We start from the raw sequence: 19,345 nt of genomic DNA, 5'->3' as shown, positions 1-19,345 counted from the left end.
GGTTTTCAGACGGCCTTTGACTGCAAAAGGCATATCAGCGTTTGACGCCGCTCAAACATGCCCAGCCTTCGTCGAAGATGGCGGGCTCAAGGTCGAACCATTGGCCGTAAATGCCACCCAATTCGTCTGCCTGTTCTTCCAGCAGGCCGGAGAGGACGATGCGGCCGCCGGTTTTGGTGCGGGCGGCGAGCATTTCGCCGAGCATGCGCAACGGGTTGGCCAAAATGTTGGCAACGACGACATCGAATTGCCCGTCCGGCAGTTCGTCGGGTAGGTAGAACTTCGTTTCCACGCGGTTTTGCACGGCATTGTTGGTACCGGCCGCAATCGCCTGCGGGTCGATGTCTACGCCGACGGCCGAGCCCGCGCCGAGTTTGAGGGCGGCAATCGTCAGGATGCCGGAGCCGCAGCCGTAGTCCAGCACGCTTTCGCCGCCTTTCAGGTTGTTATCCAGCCATTGCAGGCACAGGCGGGTGGTGGGGTGGCTGCCCGTGCCGAAAGCCAGGCCGGGGTCCAGTTGCAGATTGACGGCATTTGCATCGGGGGCTTCGTGCCACGACGGGGTAATCCACAGGCGGTCGGAAATTTTAATCGGCTCGAATTGCGCCTGGGTCAGCCGTACCCAGTCCTGCTCGGGCAGTAATTCGATCTGATAGGCGGGAGTAGGGATTTCCACCGCTTCGGCGGCAGCGGCCACGATGGCGGCCACATCGGCTTTTTCGTCAAATAATGCGAGTACTTTGCTGTTGTGCCAGATTTGTTCGGACTCGATGCCGGGTTCGCTGAAAATGGCCTGTTCCTCATCGGTGCCCGCATAGGCATCTTCGATGGCGGCGGACAATGCACCGTGTGCCATCAATGCGTCGGACAACGGTTCGGCAATCAGTTCGTTTACAATAAAGGTGGTTTGCTGGTAAGACATAAGGGACTTTCGTTGGTCAGTTTTTGCGGTCGGATGGGGTATTTTAGCGGGAAACGGCATGAGGCCGTCTGAAAGCTAAAAATCGCCCCACAGGGTTTGCATCGCGGCGATGGCGGCCAGTGCGGCGGTTTCGGTGCGCAGTACGCGCCGACCGAGGCTGACGGCTTGGAAGCCTGCTTCCTGGGCGAGCCGTTCTTCCTCTTCCGTCCAGCCGCCTTCAGGCCCCACCATGAAAATGACACTGCGCGGTGGTGGCAGGCTGTTCAGACGGCAGCTCCGGTTCAGGCCCATCAGCAGTTTGGCCTCCGCATCCGGCAGGTTTTGCAGGGCCCGGCGGAAGGGCAGCAGCGGGCGCACGGCAGGGACGGTGTTGCGGCCGCTTTGTTCGCAGGCGGAAATAACGATTTCTTGCCAACGGCTTACCCGTTTTTCCGCACGCTCCCCGCTCAGTTTGACTACGGAGCGAGTACTTTCGACAGGGATGATTTCGTTTACGCCCAATTCCACGCTTTTTTGCAGCGTAAAATCCATCCGTTCGCCGGAAGAAACGGCCTGTATCAGGGTAATATGCAGCGGCGATTCGTTTTCAGACGGCCTGATCGAAATGATTTCGGCTTCAGCGGCGCGTTTATCCAAGCTGTTTAAAACGGCGTGATAGGAAAGGCCGTCGCCGTTGAATAAAACGATTTCTTCGCCGATGCGGCAACGCAAAACGTTCAGGTGGCGCACCACATCGCCGGGCAGGGCGACGGCTTCGCCGACATGCAGGGCGGTGGCAAGAAAGAAGCGGGGCATAACGGGTAAAAATAGGTTAATATCGCTGTGATTATACTATATGCCGTGCGTGTGTTTGCGGCGGCACAAAGGCCGTCTGAAAAGTTTTTGCCCTGTAGAAACCAGTATTTCAGACAGCCTATACAAACAAAAGGACAACGAGTGTTAGCACAACTGCAAAATCTGGTGCGGCATATCGCCGATATGGAGGTGATGCCGCGCTTTCTGAGCGTGGGCGGCAGCGAAAAGCCCGACGGCAGCATTTTATCGGAGGCCGATTTGGCCGCGCAGGCCGCCTTTGCCGACGGGTTGAGGCGGATTATCGATTGCCCTATGCTGGGCGAGGAAATGAGCGAGCAACGGCAGCGTGATTTGTGGCTGCATAATTACGAAGGATTGTGGGTGGTTGATCCCATCGACGGCACCACCAATTTTGTAAACGGCTTTCCGCATTTTGCGTTATCGGCGGCCTTTATGCGGCACGGCCGGCCGGAGCTGGCCGTGATTTACGATCCTGTAGCCCGAGAATGTTTTTCCGCGTCGTCCGGCGGCGGCGCGTATCTTAATGGCCGCAGGCTGCCGCTGGTTCGGCAGGAAAAAAAATTGCACCGCGCCTTGGCCGGTGTGGAAATCAAATATCTGCGTTCGGGCAAACTTTCCAGCCGCATGAACACGCTGTCTCCCGTTGTCAGCATACGCAGCATGGGCAGCAGTACTTTAGATTGGTGCTATCTTGCCGCCGGCCGGATGGATGTATATGTCCACGGCGGACAGAAGTTATGGGATTATGCCGCCGGCGCGTTGATTTTTACCGAAGCGGGCGGCTGCCTGGCTACTTTGGAAGGCGACGATTTTTGGAGTGGGGCGCATACTTTCCAGCGTTCGGTTATTGCCGCGGTCAGTCCCGCTTTGTTTGAGCCGTGGCTGAAGTGGATACGCGACAACCAATAACGATGGATACTGCCTAAAGAAATCTGATTGCACCTCTGCGGCAAACCGCATATAATGCCCCGCATCGGTCGGGATAATCCCTAACCGGCCGGTGTTTTCTATGACGTTTTCCCATAATGTATTTGGTCGTTCATATCTTTTCCCTTGGATATGAACGGCAATTTTTTATCTGCCTTCTTACATCAGGCCGTCTGAAAACATATTTCGCCCGTTATGGGGACAAAACAGCCAATCCATAGACGGTGTTTTCGGGTTGATACCGTAATTATTTGAATTTATTTACCTTTAATAAAATGCTGCGATGCTCATTAGGCGGGAGGCGGGATAATTGCCGTTATGCCTATGTGTCAAATCCAAAATGTCGCGGTGAAAAAGTAGATAAGCCCTACAATTCCTATTTGAATTCATCAAATGCCTATTGTTACGTCTGGTATTTTGTTCCCGTAAAAAACATTTATTGATACAAATCAATCAGGTAAATAAAAACCTATATAAGCATAATACCGCTTAACGTTAAAAATATACCATTTATCTGAAAAAGCCTTATAATACCCCTATTGCGAAAAAAGAACGGCAGTATAGCCGATTTAAACTTTATTTAAATATATAACAAACACTTGGGGTAAATATGAAAAAATTGTTCAACTTGTTGGTAGCGGAATGGCGTGCAGCCTTTGATCCGAAAAGTATCGTGCTGAATGATTGTAATGATGTCAAAGTCCATGCGAAATCATTACAGCATTTGAGTGAGGAAGAACGGGAAACTTTACTGGAGTTTGTAACGCAGGCCGAAATTGCGCGTCAGACGGGATGTGATACTACTGCGGGCTATGGCATTACTGTCGGTGAAGCTTTGGCGCATCAGCACATGATGCAGGATATCGAATCAATCGTGTCGTCTTCTATTTAAGCAGACACCTGAGATTGCGGAATGTTATGAAGGCCGTCTGAAAACCGATTTATCGGTTTTCAGACGGCCTTTTGCTGTTTCAGATGAGGTAAGTTTAAATCCGCATCGGCATTACAATGTATTTGAAATTCGGATTGTTGGGAATGGTAAACAGGGTAGAGCGGTTGGCGTCGCCAAATGCAAGCTGCATGTCTTCAGCGTGTACGTTCCGCAATACGTCCATTAAGTAATTGATGTTGAATCCGACTTCCAACTCACCGCCCTGATAGGCGATTTCCAATTCTTCGCGTGCTTCTTCTTGTTCGTTGTTGCTGCACACTACGCTGAGCAGGCCGGGTTGCAGGTGCAGGCGCGCGCCACGGAATTTTTCGTTGGCCAAAATGGCGGCACGTTCGAGTGCGCCCAATAAATGGCTGCGGTTGAGCAGGAAGATTTTGTCGTTATCGAGCGGGATGACACGGTTGAAGTCGGGGAATTTGCCATCCACTACCTTGCTGACGATGACTGTGCCGTTGCAACGGAAACGGACTTGATTGTTCAGCAGTTCGACGCTGACTTGTTCGTTGGGCTGGTTGAGCAGTTTGAATAGTTCCAATACGGTTTTGCGCGGGAGGATGACTTCGGCTTTCGGCAGATCGGCTTCAATGGTGGCGGCAGAGTAGGCCAAGCGGTGGCCGTCGGTCGCTACCAGACGGAGCTGGCCTCCTTCGGTCTGCATCAGCAGGCCGTTCAGATAATAGCGGATGTCTTGTACCGCCATGCTGTATTGGACTTGCGACAGCATACTTTTGAGTGCTTCCTGTGTCAGAGAAAATGCCGAGCTGACTTCCTCGCCCACGCTCATCAGCGGGAAGTCTTCGGCAGGCAGGGTTTGCAGGGCGAAGCGCGATTTTCCGGCTTTCAGCGTCAGGCGGTTTTGCGCCCAATCCAAAGCAACTTGCGCCCCTTCGGGAAGCGCGCGCAGTATGTCTTGCAGTTTTTTTGCGTTGGTGGTGATGCGGAAATCGCCCGCTTCGCTTTTCGGGCCGTCGGTGTTGATTTGAATTTCCAAGTCGGTGGCCAAGATGTTGGTTTGACCGTGTGTACTTTCGAGCAGGACGTTGGATAGGATGGGGAGTGTGTGGCGGCGTTCGACAATGCCGGTCACGGTCTGCAAAGGTTTGAGCAGGGCATCGCGGTCTGCTTGCAAAATCAGCATGTTATTTCCTTAAATTCGGTTAATTTTGAATGAGTAAAAGCAGTTTTTCATAGTCCTGTGCCACTTCGGGGTCTTCTTGCCGCAGTTTGGCTACGGCCTTGATGCCGTGCATGACGGTGGTGTGGTCCCGGCCGCCGAAGGCTTCTCCGATGGCGGGCAGGCTGAGGCTGGTCAGGTCTTTTGTCAGGCTCATGGCCACTTGGCGCGGTCGCGCGATATTGCGGGTACGTTTTTTGCCCAGCAACTCGCTGATTTTGACCCGGTAGTGTTTGGCTACCGCATCGAGTATGAGTTCGGCGGTAATGACTTTGTAGGCACTGGCGACAATATCCTGCAACGCTTCGGTAGCCAAGTCGATGTCGATTGGTTTTTTTTGGAAGCGGCTGCTGGCTTCGACCCGTTTGAACGCGCCTTCCAGTTCGCGTACGTTGGAACGGATGTGTTTGGCGATGAAAAAAGCGGCATCCTCGCGCAAGGTTACGCCGGCGGATTCGGCTTTTTTCTGCAAAATGGCAACGCGCATTTCAAATTCAGGCGGTTCGAGTTCGAGGGTCAGACCCCAGGAAAACCGCGATTTCAGACGGTCGTCCATGTCTTCGATTTTGGCGGGAAGCACGTCGCAGGTTAGGATGAGTTGTTTTTTCTCGGTATGGAAGTGGTTGTACAGATAGAAGAATTCTTCCATTGTACGGTCTTTCCCTTTAATGAATTGGATGTCGTCGATAATCAGCAGGTCGTATTGTTTATATTGCTGTTTGAAAGTGTCGTAATTATTGGTGCGGAATGCGTTCATCAGGCCGCGTATGTATTCGTCGGCATGCATATAGCGCACTTTGGCTTTCGGGTTGTGTTGCAGCAGGTCGTTGCCGATGGCCTGTACCAAATGTGTTTTACCCAAGCCGGTGCTGCCGTAGAGGAAAAACGGGTTGTAACGGTCTCCCGGATTTTCTGCAATGGATTTGGCGGCGGCGGCGGCCATGCGGTTGCCTTTGCCTTCCACTAGGGTGGCAAAAGTGTAGTCGGGAGACAGGTTGGTATGGGCATAATGCGCATCACGCTGCTCTTCAGTACGGCCCGAGGTGGTTTTTGCGGCTTCAGGTTTGTGTTCCAGCTGCTCTTCCGCCGATTTTGCAGGCAGGTTTTTCAAGCGTTCGGCCAGAATGTCTTGCGCGCTTTGTTTGGGTTTCGCAGGTGATTTGGCCGGTTCCGCCATCTCTGCGGTAGAGCTTTCAGACGGCCTTTCCGGTGCGGATGTGGTTTCCTGCACTGTGTCGGTATTCTCGTCCGGAGCCATCGGATAGCTGATGCCGCGCCCCGCTTTAAATTGCAGTGCGGGCTGTTCGGGAGCCAGTTCTTTGAGGACGGTTTCGAATTTGGCGGCGAATTGGTTTTGCAGCATGTTGCTGGCAAACTGGTTTTTGCCATACACCACCCATACATCGTTTTCCTCGCCCACAGTCAGCGGTGCAATCCAAGTATCAAACTGTTGCGGTGTCAGCATCTGATGCAGGCGGCGAAGGCAAAGCGGCCAAAATTCGGCAAGCGTCAAGGTGTTCATAGGGAATCGTCGGAAAATCATTCAGATAGGCCGTGAGAAGAAGGTTCGGCCAAAGATTGCGGGATTATACAGAAAATCCATTATGCCCGCCATGTGCTGCCGATGGGGCCGAAACCTGGGCCGCAAACGGGATATTCTGTCTAATTTCCTTATATTGATTGACAAAAACAAGAATTTAGGTTGTAATCTGCTGTTTTCAATTTCATACCGATTTTTAGGAATATCATGAAACGCACTTATCAACCTTCCGTAACCAAACGCAAACGCACCCACGGCTTTTTGGTGCGCTCCAAAACCCGCGGCGGCCGTGCCGTATTGGCTGCGCGCCGTGCCAAAGGCCGTAAGCGTTTGGCCGTTTAATCCGAAGCCGTTTTGGAAAGCTTCGGCAGGCAGTACCGCTTATTGAAAACGGAAGAATTTTCTTCCGTTTTTGCTTTAAGAAGGCAATATAACTGCGCGTTACTGCAAATTTCTTATTCCGATACCAATTCCGCCGGGCATGCGCGGCTTGGTTTGGTGGTCGGTAAAAAAACAGCCAAACGTGCCCATGACCGCAATTATATGAAACGTGTGTTGCGCGACTGGTTTCGACGGCATAAGGCGCAGTTGCCGCCTCGGGATTTTGTGATACGGGTCCGCCGCCCCTTCGGGCGCGACGGTGCGGACGAAATACGGGCGCAGCTCCGGCGGCTGCTGTTGCAGAAATCATGATTGCCAAGTTGTTGCAATGGCTGATCAAGTTTTACCAATACTGCATCAGCCCGATGATTCCGCCACGATGCCGCTATACTCCGACCTGTTCGCAATATGCTTTGGAAGCCGTACGCAAATATGGCGCATTCAAGGGGGGCTGGCTGGCAGTCAAACGAATTGCCCGCTGCCATCCTTGGGGCGGGCACGGACATGATCCGGTGCCTTAAACCGATTCCCGTATCGGATTCGGCCTGCTTCCCGTCATGTTTCAGCCGTACAAGGCAGGCCGGAGCGAAAAAGCGCGGCAGAATCGGATATTTTGTCCGCATATTTAAATGCAGTACGCGTTTGCGCGCGGAGTACAAGAGATTTCAAATACCGGTGCGCTGTGAAACAGCCGCCTAAATTTTCAGACGGCCTCTCCTTCCGTCTGACGACATACAGGAAAAACCGATGGACATCAAAAGAATGACCGTGTTTTTTGCTGTTTCCCTGCTGATACTGTTGGGATGGGAAAAAATATTCCCAACCCCGCAGCCCGCGGTTTCAGCCGTGCAGCAGGCCGGACAGCAACAAACCTCCCCGACTATTCCGGCCGAAACCGGTTTGAGTCCGGCTGTTCCGATTACGGTCAGCACGGATACCGTCAATGCAGTTATTGATGAAAAAAGCGGTGATTTGCGCAGCCTGACCTTGCTGAAATACGATTCGGCAGAAGATCAGAGCAAACCTTTCACGCTGTTTCACGATGGTAAGGACGGCATTTATGTTGCCCAATCCGACGTGGTGGATGCGGCCGGCCGCAGCCTGACCCAAGGGTTGAGTTTTCAAAGTGCGAAAAAACAATACAGCCTTGAAGGCGACAAAGCCGAAGTCCGCCTGACCGCCAACACTGCCAACGGCATTCAGATCGACAAAATCTATACTTTTACCAAAGGCAGCTATTTGGTCGGCATCCGTTTTGACGTGACCAACCGCAGCGGCAGCCCCATCCGAACAGACGGTTCCTACCGCATCGTCCGCGACGGCAAGGCACCGGAAGGCCAAGGTTATTTTATGGCTAACTACACGGGGCCTGTGTTGTATACCCCGCAGGGTGGGTTTCAAAAAGTCAAATTCGGCGATTTGGATGACGACTTCAAAGAAGGGCGCGAACAGGCCGAATACGAGCGTAAAACCCAGTCCGGCTGGGTTGGTATGAGTCAGCACTACTTCTTTTCGTCTTGGATTCTGCAACCGAAAGGCGGACAAAGCGTGTGTACCACCGATGCTTGCCGCATCGACATCAAACGCCGCAGCGACAACCTTTATTCCGCCGGCGTTATCGTTCCGCAACCCGAATTGGCCAACGGCATGAAGCAGGGCTTCGGTATTTCCCTGTACGCCGGTCCGCAAACCACTTCCGCGCTCGGCAAAATCGCCGACAATTTGGAATTGATTAAAGACTACGGCCGCGTACATTGGCCTGCAACCGGCCTCTTCTGGCTGATGGACAAACTGCACGGCTTTACCGGCAACTGGGGTTGGGCAATCGTCCTGCTGACCATTATCGTCAAAATAGTCCTCTTCCCGCTGAACAACGCCGCCTATAAATCCATGGCGAAAATGCGCGCGGTCGCACCGAAGCTCGAAGCACTGAAAAAACAATACGGCGACGACCGTATGGCGATGCAGCAGGCTATGATGCAGATGTACCGCAGCGAAAAAATCAATCCGCTGGGCGGCTGTCTGCCGATGTTGCTGCAAATCCCGATCTTTATCGGCCTTTATTGGGCGATATTCAGTTCGGTGGAATTGCGCCAGGCTCCGTGGCTGGGTTGGATTACAGATTTGTCCCGCCATGACCCGTGGTTCATCCTGCCCGTTCTGATGACGGCGACCATGTGGTTCCAAACCACACTGAACCCGCCGCCGACCGATCCGATGCAGGCCAAAATGATGAAGATTATGCCGTTTGTCTTCTCGTTTATGTTCTTCCTCTTCCCTGCCGGCTTGGTGCTGTACTATGTGGTGAACAACCTGCTGACCATCGCGCAGCAATGGTATGTAAACCGCAGTACCGAACAGCAACGTAAAAAAGGCGAAGTGGTGTCTTAACCCGGCATCCGAGTATTGAAAGGCCGTCTGAAAACCTGGGCAAAGGTTTTTCAGACGGCCTTTTTATCAAGCGGAATAAGTGATGATGCGGCGATTAACTTGTTTCTCCGCAGCGTGGCTTCGTTTGATGTTAAAGAAAATGGTTCTGCAAGGTATCGCAAAACGGAATGAATCTGTCTTACTCCCCCTATACTGTTTGAGGATTTGCCGCTTTGCCTTGATTGTGCGTCATGATGATTGGCGGCGGGACGGGAGGTCGTCTGAAAGCGGCGGTTCGTGTTTTCAATGCGCTTCGGGTGTTGAGCTTGAGCAATCAGAAACTCTCATGTTGGTTTGTGCCGGTCAAAGCCGTATCGCTGCCGTCGCCATGCGCGGCAAGCTGCCCGCGTTTCGCCAAACGGTACCAGCCGAAGAGGCGGTAGAGGCAGAATAGGGCGATGAAGGGCTGGCAGGCGGCGACCAGCAGATAACGCGGGTTGTCGAACGATATGGCCGCTTCGCCGCCGGACAGCCTCAGCAGGGCCCAGCCCCACTGCCACACTGAAGCAAGGGAAAAGGCCAGCACGGCCAAGAGGCCTAGTGTGGCGAATACGCCGACGGGCATGGCTTTGCCGCGAGCCACGGAGCGGTCGAGCCTCAGCAGCATCAGCAGGCCGAACCCGATGCACAATACCATGCCACCGTTGGCGACGACTTGGAGGCCGGAAAAAACAATGTCGGGCGATACGGGCAGGCCGTCTGCGGGCAGTGCTTTTTTCTGCCCCGAAGCGACGCTTTGCATCACGTTCAGTACGAAGGTGTAAATCATGTCGGCCAGTACAATCCATACCGGCAGTAAAAAAGGGAAACGCATCATGTCTTTGCTCCGTCAAGGGCGGGCAGTGTAGCAGAAAGCCCCTGCCTGATTAAGTATGGATTGAAAAAACGGCAGGCAGGACGGGCGTGCGGTTGTTTTTCAGACGGCCTCCCCGTCATGCCATGCCTAATGGGGCGCAATTTTGTTACACTACCGCCCGACTTTTACCGGAAACCGATTCTTATGCTGACCTATACCCCGCCGGAGATGCGCGCCGCGCCGCCTACGCGCGAAAAACCGTGGATATTGCTGCTGCTGGCGTTTGCCTGGCTCTGGCCGGGCGTGTTTTCGCACGATTTGTGGAAGCCCGACGAAATTTGGTTTAACGAGGCGGTAAACGGCATATTGTCGGGCGGCAGTTGGTTGCAGCCGCAAGTGCCGGGCAGGCAGGACGGCGGAATGCCGTTTGTTTACGTTTGGCTGGCGGCGTGGTGCCGCCGGCTGCTGTCGCCTTGGCTGACGGATGCCTATTCGGCGATGCGGTTGGCCAGTGTGCTGTTTACCGCCGTCGGGCTGACGGCCTGCGGCATGGCGGGTTTCCATCTGGCAGGACGGCATCAGGGGCGCAGCGTGGTGCTGATACTGATAGGCTGTGCCGGCCTGATAACCGGCGGCCACCTGCTTGGCGGCGCGTCGGTGCAGTTTGCCGCCGCGGGTTTGTGCCTGTACGGCTTGGCGGTGGCGCGCCGGCGGGCGATTTTTGCCGCGCTGTTGTTGGGTTGCGGCTGGGCGTTGCTGTCGGTATCGGCCGGTTGGGCGGTTATGGCGGCATTGATGCTGGCCGCCTGCCTGTTGCCGTTGTTTCCCGTTTGGCGGAGCCGCCGTTTCGCCGTTGCGCTGGCTGCCGCCTTTGCTTTGGCCGTACCTTTGGCTGCCGTGTACCCGCTGGCTTTGTATCAGGTTTCGCCCGAAGCGTTTTCGGGGTGGCTGAATCATCATGTTCTCGGTGTTTTCGGCGGTTTGGCAACTTTTTCCGCCGCCTTCAGCCTGCCTTATTATTTGAAAAACCTGCTGTGGTTTGCCTTTCCCGCCTGGCCGCTGGCGTTGTGGACTTTCAGCCGCCGCCGTTTTTTAAGCGAAAGCTGGGGCGGGCCGACGGTGTTGTGGTTGGCGGCGGTGGGGCTGCTGTTGGCCGTCGCGCCGCAAACCCATGCCGACAATCTGATTCTGCTGTTGCCGCCGCTGGCCGTGCTCGGCGCGTGCCGTCTCGACAGCCTGCGGCGCGGCGCGGCGGCGTTTTTCAACTGGTTCGGCATTATGATTTTCGGTCTGTTGGCGGTGTTCCTTTGGATTGGTTTTTCGGCGATGAATTTCGGCTGGCCGGCCAAACTGGCCGAACGGTCGGCTTATTTCAGCCCGTATTACACGCCCGAGTTTGATGTTGTGCCCATGCTGATCGCCCTGTTGTTCACACCGTTGTGGCTGTGGGCGGTTACGCGCAAAAATGTGAAGGGGCGGCAGGCGGTCACCAATTGGGCGGCAGGCATGACGCTGGTGTGGGCTTTGCTGATGACGCTGTTTCTGCCTTGGCTGGATGCGGCCAAAAGCTACCGCCCTGTGGTGGCGCGCATGGAAGCCGCCGCGCCTGCCGAATTGAGCGAACGCAGTGCCTGTTTCAGCATAGACGAAATGGCCGTCCTTGCCCGCGTGTCGTGGCGCGAATACGGCAGCCTGCCCTTCGAAGTCGGCGAATCGGCTTGCGGCTACCGGCTGATACAGGCCAATGCCGATGCGGCCGTACCCGCAGGCTGGCGCGAGGTTTGGCAGGGCGGCAGACCGCGCAATAAAAACGAACGTTTCCTTTTGCTGCAACGTTTGTAAAGCGGACAAACAGATTGAATGGGCAGAAAGAGGCCGTCTGAAAATTGTTTTTCAGACGGCCTCTTTCCGTTCAAACGCTTTATTCCGCTTATTTCACTTTGCCTTTCAACGCGCCGTAGCCTGCCGCGTCCATTTGTTCCAGCGGGATGAATTTCAGGCTCGCGCCGTTGATGCAGTAGCGCAGGCCTCCTTTGTCTTTGGGGCCGTCGGGGAAGACGTGCCCCAAGTGCGAATCGGCGGCATGGCTGCGCACTTCGGTGCGGCGCATGTTGTAGCTGAAATCGTCGTGTTCGGTAACGGCGGCGGCGTTAATCGGGCGGGTAAAGCTCGGCCAGCCGCAGCCGGAATCGAATTTGTCGGCGGAGCTGAACAGGGGTTCGCCGCTGACGACGTCCACATAAATGCCGGGTTTGAACAGATGGTCGTATTCGTGGCTGAAGGCGTATTCGGTCGCGCTTTTTTGGGTCACTTGGTATTGCTCTTCGGTCAGGATGCGTTTGAGTTCGGCGTCACTGGGTTTTTTATACGTTGCCGCGTCGAAGCCTTTGCCTTGCGGGGCGGCTTTGGTTTTGCCCGGCAGCGGTTCGTCGGCTTTGCGGATGTCGATGTGGCAATAGCCGTTGGGGTTTTTAATCAGGTAGTCCTGATGGTATTCCTCGGCGTCGTAGAAGTTTTTCAGCGGCTCGTTTTCGACAACGAGGGGCTGTTTGTATTTTTGCTGCTCGCGTTTGAGGGCGGCGGCAATGACGGCTTTTTCGGCGGGGTCGGTGTAGTACACGCCGCTGCGGTATTGCGTGCCGGTGTCGTTGCCTTGTTTGTTGAGGCTGGTCGGGTCAACGACGCGGAAATAGTATTGCAGGATGTCGTCGAGGCTCAGTTTGTCGGCATCGTAAGTCACTTTGACGGTCTCGGCATGGCCCGTATCGCGGTAGGACACGTCTTCGTAGCTCGGATTTTTTGTTTTGCCGTTGGCGTAGCCGGATACTGCGTCCACCACGCCGTCTATGCGTTGGAAATAGGCTTCCAAGCCCCAGAAGCAGCCGCCGGCGAGGTAGATGGTGCGCGTGTTCATGATTTTTGAATCCTTTTTCTGTGTGTCGGGTTTGTAGAACGAATTTTTCAGACGGCCTAAATCGGCATTCGGGTCGCGGATTAACGCCAATGCCTGCGCTTCGTTGATGCTGCCTTTGACGATGCGCTGCACGTCGCCGTCTTTACCGATTAACGCCCACGAGGGGTAAACGCCGATATTCAGGCTTTGGGCGATGGTGCCGCCGTTGTCGGTCACGACGGGCAGCTTGGGATAGTTCAAACCGGCATACCATTTTTGAAAGTCGCCGTCTTTTTTCTCGTGCAAAAAGCCGGGGGAGGCGACGGTAATCAGGTTGGCAGAACTGAACTGCTTGTCCTGCGCCCATTTTTCGGTTTGCCCCAGTTCGGACAAACACAAAGGACACCAGCTCGCCCAGAATTTAATCAGGGTGGGTTTGTCTTTTTTCAAATAAACGCCGGCGGGGCGGCCTTGCGGCGTTTTCAGTTCGGACAACATTTTCGGCACGGACGCGGCCTCTGCGGGAACGGTGTGGGGCAGCAGGAAGGCCGCGCCGGCCACGGCCGCACCCGTCAGCAGGGCGATTTTCCAACCCGATTTTTTCCGGTTTTCCATCTTTCACTCCTTTTGTTTACATTACAACAGATGATGTTTAGACGTCGGCAGGCGCCTAATCTTACAGCCTTGCGCATAAAAAAGTAAAAGGCCGTCTGAAAAATAAATTTTCATCTTGTCAAAACTGCATTTTCAGACGGCCTGTCCATTGCAGTTACGGCGTAAAAGGCATACACTCGCTACATCCGACTACAACAACAGGAGAACCCTAAATGAAACAATTGGCCATGTACATCAACGGACGCTTTGAAAATGATTTCAACGGCGAATGGCGCGACGTATTGAACCCTTCCACCGAAGAAACCATCGCCCGCGAACCCAAAGGCGGCAAAGCGGACGTTGACCGCGCCGTAGCGGCGGCGCGTGCGGCGCAGCCGGCATGGGAGCGGCTGCCTGCGGTCGAACGCGGCGCGTATTTGCGCAAAATCGCCCAAGGCATACGCGAACGCGCCGACGAGCTGACCGACACCATCGTTGCCGAAGGCGGCAAAACCAAAGACTTGGCGCGCGTGGAAGTCATGTTTACCGCCGACTATCTCGATTACCAAGCCGAATGGGCGCGCCGTTACGAAGGCGAAATCATTCAAAGCGACCGTCCGCGCGAAAACATTTTATTGTTCAAACGTCCGCTGGGCGTCGTGGCAGGCATCCTGCCGTGGAACTTCCCCTTCTTCCTGATTGCCCGCAAAATGGGCCCCGCTTTGGTCACGGGCAACACCATCGTCGTCAAACCCAGCAGCGTGACCCCGATCAACTGCCACATTTTCGCCGAAATCGTCGATGCCGTCGGACTGCCCGCAGGCGTGTTCAACGTGGTGAACGGCCCCGGCGCGGAAATCGGCAATGCCTTGTCCGCCCATCCGCAAGTCGATATGGTCAGCCTGACCGGCTCCGTCGAAGCAGGCCGCCAAGTGATGGAAGCCGCTTCCGCCAACATCACCAAAGTCTCGCTGGAACTCGGCGGCAAAGCGCCTGCCATCGTTTTGAAAGACGCGGATTTGGACTTGGCAGTGAAATCCATCTTGGCTTCTCGCGTCGGCAACACCGGTCAAATCTGCAACTGCGCCGAGCGCGTCTATGTCCACAGCAGCCTGAAAGACGCGTTCATTGAAAAAATGACCGCCGCCATGAAAGGCGTGCGCTACGGCAACCCTGCCGAAGCCGAAGCAGGCGCGCTGGAAATGGGTCCGCTGATTGAAGAGCGCGCCGTCAAAGCCGTTGCCGAAAAAGTGGAACGCGCCGTCAAACAAGGTGCGACGCTGGTTTGCGGCGGCAAACGCGCCGAAGGACGCGGCTATTTCTTCGAGCCGACCCTGCTGACCGACACCGACAACAACATGGACATCATGAAGGAAGAAACCTTCGGCCCCGTCCTGCCCGTTTCCACTTTCGACACGCTCGACCAAGTCATCGCCTTGGCAAACGACTGCGAATTCGGTCTGACCAGCTCCGTGTACACCACCAACCTGAACGAAGCCTTCTACGTCACCCGCCGCCTGCAATTCGGCGAAACCTACATCAACCGCGAAAACTTCGAAGCCATGCAGGGCTTCCACGCGGGCTGGAAAAAATCCGGCATCGGCGGCGCGGACGGCAAACACGGTTTGGAAGAATACCTGCAAACCCAAGTCGTTTATCTGGAAACCAATATTTGATAACAATGGAGGAAACACTAATGGCCAAGCATAGTTTTATAGTTTCACTATTTTTATTAGCAACTTCGAATGCTTTGGCTTGTAACCCCGCACAGGGAACTGGGCAATGCGGTTTTTATGATGCTACGGGTAGATGGGTTGCAACGAGAGCGGAATACGATGCATCGTTTCAACAACAAGGAGGAGGAACAGTCTATAACCCCCCCCCTCCTCCCCCGATAACTGTGATTTTGCCTGATAGGTTTGGGGCTGTCGCTCGTGCAATAAATAATCATGGGTTTAGCTCTGTTTATAATATGAACTCCAAACAAGAGGCTAAAAGGAAAGTCTTACAACTTTGCAAAATAGAAAACGCTAGTCCCTGTAAGATATATCTTGAATATGCTAATGGTTGTATAAGTATGGCTTCTGGCAAAGGTCCGTTTAACCGTTATTATCCCGTTTATTCAATTTCTCAACAGCAAGGGCAAACTCAAAGAGATGTAATGGAGAAATGTTCAGCTCAATACAGCGATTGTGGTATTGCAATAGAAGAAGAATGTTCTATTGCACGACCGCCACGCTAGTAGATTTTGGGTTGAGTTAATGCTAAGGCAGCCTGAAAACCTAAATTTTGTTTTCAGGCTGCCTTTTTAATAAGAGGTAAGTAACAATGGTCAAGCATAGTTTTATAATCCCTTTATTGTTGTTAGCAAGCCCATGTGCTTTTTCTTGTTATGACCCAGCGGGTTCTGGACGTTGTGGTCCTAATGGTATCGGACCTCTCAGCCCTAGTGCATATGGTGTTTGATAACGCCTTGATGTGTTGATATAAAAGGCCGTCTGAAAAAACGGAACAAGGTTCTTCAGACGGCCTCCTTATGTCCGCTTACAAGCGGGCGCACAAACGGGCGACAATGTCGGCCGCACTGCCGGGGACGCACCTGCCCGCGCCCTGTCCCGCCCAAAACGGCGAAAAATCAAAGCAGCCGCGCCGTTCCGCTTCCGCCTTCAACGCGCCTGCTGCCGCGCCCGCCAAGGGGAAGGGCAGGGCGGCTTCGTTCATCGGGCCGGCTTCGCGCATGAAACGGTTGACGATGCCGCGCGCCGCGCCGCCGCTGAACAGGTTGGTGACGGCGGTGTCTTCCGGCCGTGCGGATCGGATGGCCGCGCGGTGGGCGGGTTTGGTCAGGGCTTCGTCGGCCAGCAGGAAGGCCGTTCCCGCCTGAACCGCCGCCGCACCCAAATCCAAAGCGGCGCGGACGGCATCGGCATCGGCAATCCCACCCGCCGCAACGACGGGCAGGTTTACCGCCCGGCAGACGGCGGGCAGCAGCGCGAAAAGGCCGCTTTGGCAGGCGGGGGCGCGGTTTAAAAACCAGCCCCGGTGGCCGCCGGCCTCCCAGCCTTGGGCGATGACGACGTCCGCGCCGTTCGCCTCCAGCCACAAGGCTTCTTCCACCGTGGTCGCGCTCGCCCACACTTCGCAGCCGGCGGCTTTCACGCGCGAGAGCAAATCCGATGCGGGCAGGCCGAAATGGAAACTCGCTACCGGCGGGCGGAAGCGTTCCAGCAAAGCCAGTGCGTCCGCGTCAAACGGCCGCCTGCCGCCGTTGGCGGGAATATCGCCTTCCGACAGGCCGAGTTCGTCGAAATAGGGGCGCAGCACGGCCAGCCAGGCGGCGCGTTGCGCCTCGTCCGCTTCGGGTGTACGGTGGGCGAAGAAATTGAGGTTGTAGGGCAGGCCGCCGCCTTCGTCCCGCATCGTTTGCAAGGCCTGTTCGAGGGCGGGCGGGCCGTACATGGCGGCGGCCAGCGAGCCCAGCGCGCCGGCACGGCAGACTGCCAGCGGCAGCGCGGTATCGTGGGCGAAGGCCATCGGTGCCTGAATCAGCGGATGGCGCAGGGAGGCGAGGATTGCGGACATGGTGTTTCTCCTTTTTTTTCCGGTTTGTATGGTTGGAAGTCGAAAGAACGGTTACACGGGCAGGATGGGCGTCGGCCGATCCATGCCCGTATGCCCTGAAATGGTAGGGCGGCATTCCTTATTTTGACTTGCCATCTTACTATGTGCGTTAGCCGCAAAACAAGGGCGCAAGCATAGCATAAGGCCGTCTGAAAAGCCGTTTCCCGCTTTTCAGGCGGCCTTTCTCCGCCCGAAATGGCTAAACGGCGGCAAATCCATTAAAATACGCCGCTTAATCCTACACAAAGAACATTATGGAAGCCGAAGTAATCAACCAGCTCAACAATGCGTTAAACGATTTGGAAAAGCGCAGCGAAGACATCCGCGTTTATATGGACTATCAGGGCAAGAAAGACCGATTGGAAGAAGTCATCGGCCTTTCCGAAGACCCAGAACTATGGAACGACCCGAAACGCGCCCAAGAAATCGGCAAAGAGCGCAAAATCCTTGAAGGCATCGTGTTGACGCTCGACAACATCGCGACGGGCATCGAAGATAACCGCATGCTGATTGAAATGGCCGTCGAAGAAAACGACGAAGAAGGTTTCGCCGCCGTGCAGGAAGACGTGGCGGGACTGGAAAAACAGATGGCGGATTTGGAGTTCAAACGGATGTTCAACCAGCCCGCCGACCCGAACAACTGTTTTATCGACATTACCGCAGGCGCGGGCGGTACGGAAGCGGAAGACTGGGCGGGCATGCTGTTCCGCATGTACAGCCGCTACGCCGAGCGTAAAGGCTTCAAAATCGACATCCTCGAAGAAGACGACGGCGAAATCGCGGGCATCAACCGCGCCACCATCCGTCTGGAAGGCGAATACGCCTACGGCCTCTTGCGCACCGAAACCGGCGTTCACCGCCTAGTGCGTTACTCGCCGTTTGACTCGAACAACAAACGCCACACCTCGTTTGCCTCCGTGTTCGTCTATCCCGAAATCGACGATTCCATCGAAATCGAAATCAACCCCGCCGATTTGCGTATCGACACCTATCGCGCATCGGGCGCGGGCGGCCAGCACATCAATAAAACCGACTCCGCCGTGCGCATCACCCACGAGCCGACGGGGATTGTGGTGCAGTGTCAAAACGACCGTTCGCAACACGCCAACAAAGCGGCTGCGATGGAAATGTTGAAATCCAAACTGTATGAATTGGAAATGCGCAAACGCAACGAAGAGAAACAGGCGTTGGAAGAAGGCAAATCCGATGTGGGTTGGGGCAGCCAAATCCGTTCGTACGTCTTGGACTCCTCGCGCATCAAAGACTTGCGCACAGGCTACGAAGTCGGAAACACCAAAGCCGTATTGGACGGCGATTTGGACGGCTTCATCGAAGCCAGCCTGAAACAAGGCGTGTAAATTTCAGGCCGTCTGAAAGCACCGCCGCTTTTCAGACGGCCTTCATCCCAAGAAAGGAAAACCTTATGACTAAAACGCTCTTCATCGCACTCGGCCTCCTGGCCGCCCCGCTGGCCGCCACCGCCGCCCCGCTCGACAGCAGCGACCAAGGCGAATACGTCCTGCTCGACAAAGACGAAAACCCCACGCCGATGCAGATGCAGTTCGTCCTGAAGGGCAAACAGTGGATTATGAACGGCCGCGAAGGAGGAGGGCAGTGGCAGCCCGTCTGCCAAGGCACGGGCGAATGCCGTTTGGTCGCATCCTCTGCAGGCGAAGTTTCCCGCTGGAAAAAAAACCTGCCCGACAGCTGGCAGCCGCATAACTTCGGCTGCATCAACAACAAAGCCTTCGCCTTCTGCCGCGTAGACCATGCCACCGACCCCAACCGCAAAGGTTATTGGTGGTTCGGCCTGGTGGACGGCAAAGTCGTACCGCTGCCGGTCAACCGCCTGTAAGGCTTGAAAACCGGAGAGGCCGTCTGAAAAACATTTTTCAGACGGCCTCATCATGCCCCTGATGAACATCTGTCTGCCCGAAGAATTTTCCGCCCTGCAACCCGAAACGGAGGCGGGCGGCGATTGGAGCGTTTACCTGGTTTTGTGCGAAAACGGTTCGCTCTACTGCGGCGTCAGCAATCGCCCCGCCGAACGCTTTGCCGCCCATCTGGCCGGACGCGGCGCGCGCTACACCCGTATGCACAAACCGCTCGAAATGAGGCTGGCCGCCGACGGTTTGGACAGGGCGCAGGCACAAAGGCTGGAGGCCGGCATTAAAAAACTGCCCAAAACGCGCAAAACCGCCTTGTGGCGGCAAAGCGTGCCCTTGTGCCGTGCGGAAGGAGGGGCGGTTGAAACCTTCAGGCGGCCTTTTGTCCCGCCGCCGATTCCCTGTTAAAAAAC

18 protein-coding genes and 1 pseudogene are annotated in these 19,345 nt (G+C 55.2%); 12 read left to right on the top strand and 7 right to left on the bottom strand.

Going from position 1 to position 19,345, the window contains the following annotated elements:
* Window positions 1–34: 34 nt before the first annotated feature.
* Together prmA and ACTHSL_RS02325 are read right to left on the bottom strand one after the other, a co-directional pair.
* Complete coding sequence (gene prmA / locus ACTHSL_RS02330; protein WP_440380186.1) at window positions 35–922, bottom strand: 50S ribosomal protein L11 methyltransferase; 888 nt, start codon at window positions 920–922, stop codon at window positions 35–37.
* Between the two features lie 75 nt (window positions 923–997).
* Window positions 998–1,717, bottom strand: coding sequence for a 16S rRNA (uracil(1498)-N(3))-methyltransferase (locus tag ACTHSL_RS02325; protein ID WP_440380185.1), 720 nt, complete (start codon window positions 1,715–1,717; stop codon window positions 998–1,000).
* Window positions 1,718–1,900: 183 nt separating this feature from the next.
* On the opposite strand from ACTHSL_RS02325, the gene ACTHSL_RS02320 reads away from it, so the two are divergent.
* Both ACTHSL_RS02320 and ACTHSL_RS02315 read left to right on the top strand, forming a co-directional pair.
* Window positions 1,901–2,647, top strand: a complete 747-nt coding sequence (locus tag ACTHSL_RS02320) for an inositol monophosphatase family protein (RefSeq protein WP_440380212.1) — start codon at window positions 1,901–1,903, stop codon at window positions 2,645–2,647.
* A 628-nt stretch (window positions 2,648–3,275) separates the two neighbouring features.
* Window positions 3,276–3,557, top strand: coding sequence for a hypothetical protein (locus ACTHSL_RS02315; RefSeq protein WP_440380184.1), 282 nt, complete (start codon window positions 3,276–3,278; stop codon window positions 3,555–3,557).
* Window positions 3,558–3,651: 94 nt separating this feature from the next.
* Here ACTHSL_RS02315 and dnaN read toward each other — a convergent pair whose 3' ends face one another.
* Together dnaN and dnaA are read right to left on the bottom strand one after the other, a co-directional pair.
* Window positions 3,652–4,755 carry a DNA polymerase III subunit beta gene (gene dnaN, locus ACTHSL_RS02310; RefSeq protein ID WP_440380183.1) on the bottom strand — a complete coding sequence of 368 codons (1,104 nt, stop codon included), beginning with the start codon at window positions 4,753–4,755 and terminating at the stop codon, window positions 3,652–3,654.
* A 19-nt stretch (window positions 4,756–4,774) separates the two neighbouring features.
* Complete coding sequence (dnaA, locus tag ACTHSL_RS02305; RefSeq protein ID WP_440380211.1) at window positions 4,775–6,304, bottom strand: chromosomal replication initiator protein DnaA; 1,530 nt, start codon at window positions 6,302–6,304, stop codon at window positions 4,775–4,777.
* Window positions 6,305–6,538: 234 nt separating this feature from the next.
* Between dnaA and rpmH the strand changes: the two genes are divergently transcribed.
* The 4 genes from rpmH (at window position 6,539) to yidC (ending at window position 9,103) form a co-directional block, all read left to right on the top strand.
* Window positions 6,539–6,673: a 50S ribosomal protein L34 gene (gene rpmH / locus ACTHSL_RS02300; protein ID WP_002214728.1), complete on the top strand. Its 135-nt coding sequence runs from the start codon at window positions 6,539–6,541 to the stop codon at window positions 6,671–6,673.
* 12 nt (window positions 6,674–6,685) lie between these two features.
* The gene (gene rnpA / locus ACTHSL_RS02295) at window positions 6,686–7,024 is read left to right on the top strand and encodes a ribonuclease P protein component (protein WP_440380182.1); all 339 of its coding nucleotides are present in this window, start codon (window positions 6,686–6,688) and stop codon (window positions 7,022–7,024) included.
* Complete coding sequence (gene yidD / locus ACTHSL_RS02290; RefSeq protein ID WP_003769318.1) at window positions 7,021–7,233, top strand: membrane protein insertion efficiency factor YidD; 213 nt, start codon at window positions 7,021–7,023, stop codon at window positions 7,231–7,233. Before rnpA ends, yidD begins: the two co-directional genes overlap by 4 nt.
* Before the next feature lie 226 nt (window positions 7,234–7,459).
* Window positions 7,460–9,103: a membrane protein insertase YidC gene (yidC, locus tag ACTHSL_RS02285; protein WP_440380181.1), complete on the top strand. Its 1,644-nt coding sequence runs from the start codon at window positions 7,460–7,462 to the stop codon at window positions 9,101–9,103.
* A 313-nt stretch (window positions 9,104–9,416) separates the two neighbouring features.
* Here yidC and ACTHSL_RS02280 read toward each other — a convergent pair whose 3' ends face one another.
* Window positions 9,417–9,959, bottom strand: coding sequence for a hypothetical protein (locus ACTHSL_RS02280; protein WP_107853561.1), 543 nt, complete (start codon window positions 9,957–9,959; stop codon window positions 9,417–9,419).
* A 183-nt stretch (window positions 9,960–10,142) separates the two neighbouring features.
* Between ACTHSL_RS02280 and ACTHSL_RS02275 the strand changes: the two genes are divergently transcribed.
* Window positions 10,143–11,780: a glycosyltransferase family 39 protein gene (locus ACTHSL_RS02275; RefSeq protein WP_440380180.1), complete on the top strand. Its 1,638-nt coding sequence runs from the start codon at window positions 10,143–10,145 to the stop codon at window positions 11,778–11,780.
* A gap of 88 nt (window positions 11,781–11,868) precedes the next feature.
* On the opposite strand, the pseudogene msrAB reads toward ACTHSL_RS02275, so the two are convergent.
* A pseudogene (msrAB, locus tag ACTHSL_RS02270) lies at window positions 11,869–13,368 on the bottom strand (bifunctional peptide-methionine (S)-S-oxide reductase MsrA/peptide-methionine (R)-S-oxide reductase MsrB); the annotation flags it as partial.
* Between the two features lie 290 nt (window positions 13,369–13,658).
* On the opposite strand from msrAB, the gene aldA reads away from it, so the two are divergent.
* Together aldA and ACTHSL_RS02260 are read left to right on the top strand one after the other, a co-directional pair.
* Entirely contained in the window at window positions 13,659–15,101 is a 1,443-nt protein-coding gene (gene aldA / locus ACTHSL_RS02265) for an aldehyde dehydrogenase (RefSeq protein ID WP_003742761.1), read from the top strand.
* Window positions 15,102–15,121: 20 nt separating this feature from the next.
* Window positions 15,122–15,667 (top strand): DUF4189 domain-containing protein, encoded by a 546-nt coding sequence (locus ACTHSL_RS02260; protein ID WP_440380179.1) that lies wholly within the window; start codon window positions 15,122–15,124, stop codon window positions 15,665–15,667.
* A gap of 302 nt (window positions 15,668–15,969) precedes the next feature.
* On the opposite strand, the gene ACTHSL_RS02255 is transcribed toward ACTHSL_RS02260, so the two are convergent.
* Window positions 15,970–17,007 (bottom strand): NAD(P)H-dependent flavin oxidoreductase, encoded by a 1,038-nt coding sequence (locus ACTHSL_RS02255; protein ID WP_440380178.1) that lies wholly within the window; start codon window positions 17,005–17,007, stop codon window positions 15,970–15,972.
* Between the two features lie 293 nt (window positions 17,008–17,300).
* Here ACTHSL_RS02255 and prfB point away from each other — a divergent pair, with 293 nt between their 5' ends.
* From prfB to ACTHSL_RS02240, 3 genes are all read left to right on the top strand, one after another.
* Complete coding sequence (gene prfB / locus ACTHSL_RS02250; protein ID WP_440380177.1) at window positions 17,301–18,404, top strand: peptide chain release factor 2; 1,104 nt, start codon at window positions 17,301–17,303, stop codon at window positions 18,402–18,404.
* 65 nt (window positions 18,405–18,469) lie between these two features.
* Entirely contained in the window at window positions 18,470–18,901 is a 432-nt protein-coding gene (locus tag ACTHSL_RS02245; protein ID WP_204810901.1) for a hypothetical protein, read from the top strand.
* A gap of 52 nt (window positions 18,902–18,953) precedes the next feature.
* Window positions 18,954–19,340, top strand: coding sequence for a GIY-YIG nuclease family protein (locus ACTHSL_RS02240; protein WP_440380176.1), 387 nt, complete (start codon window positions 18,954–18,956; stop codon window positions 19,338–19,340).
* Window positions 19,341–19,345: the final 5 nt, after the last annotated feature.

This window comes from Neisseria sp. P0008.S010 (assembly GCF_051962715.1).
GTDB lineage: Bacteria > Pseudomonadota > Gammaproteobacteria > Burkholderiales > Neisseriaceae > Neisseria > Neisseria elongata.
This window is presented reverse-complemented; position numbering and strand designations above follow the sequence as displayed.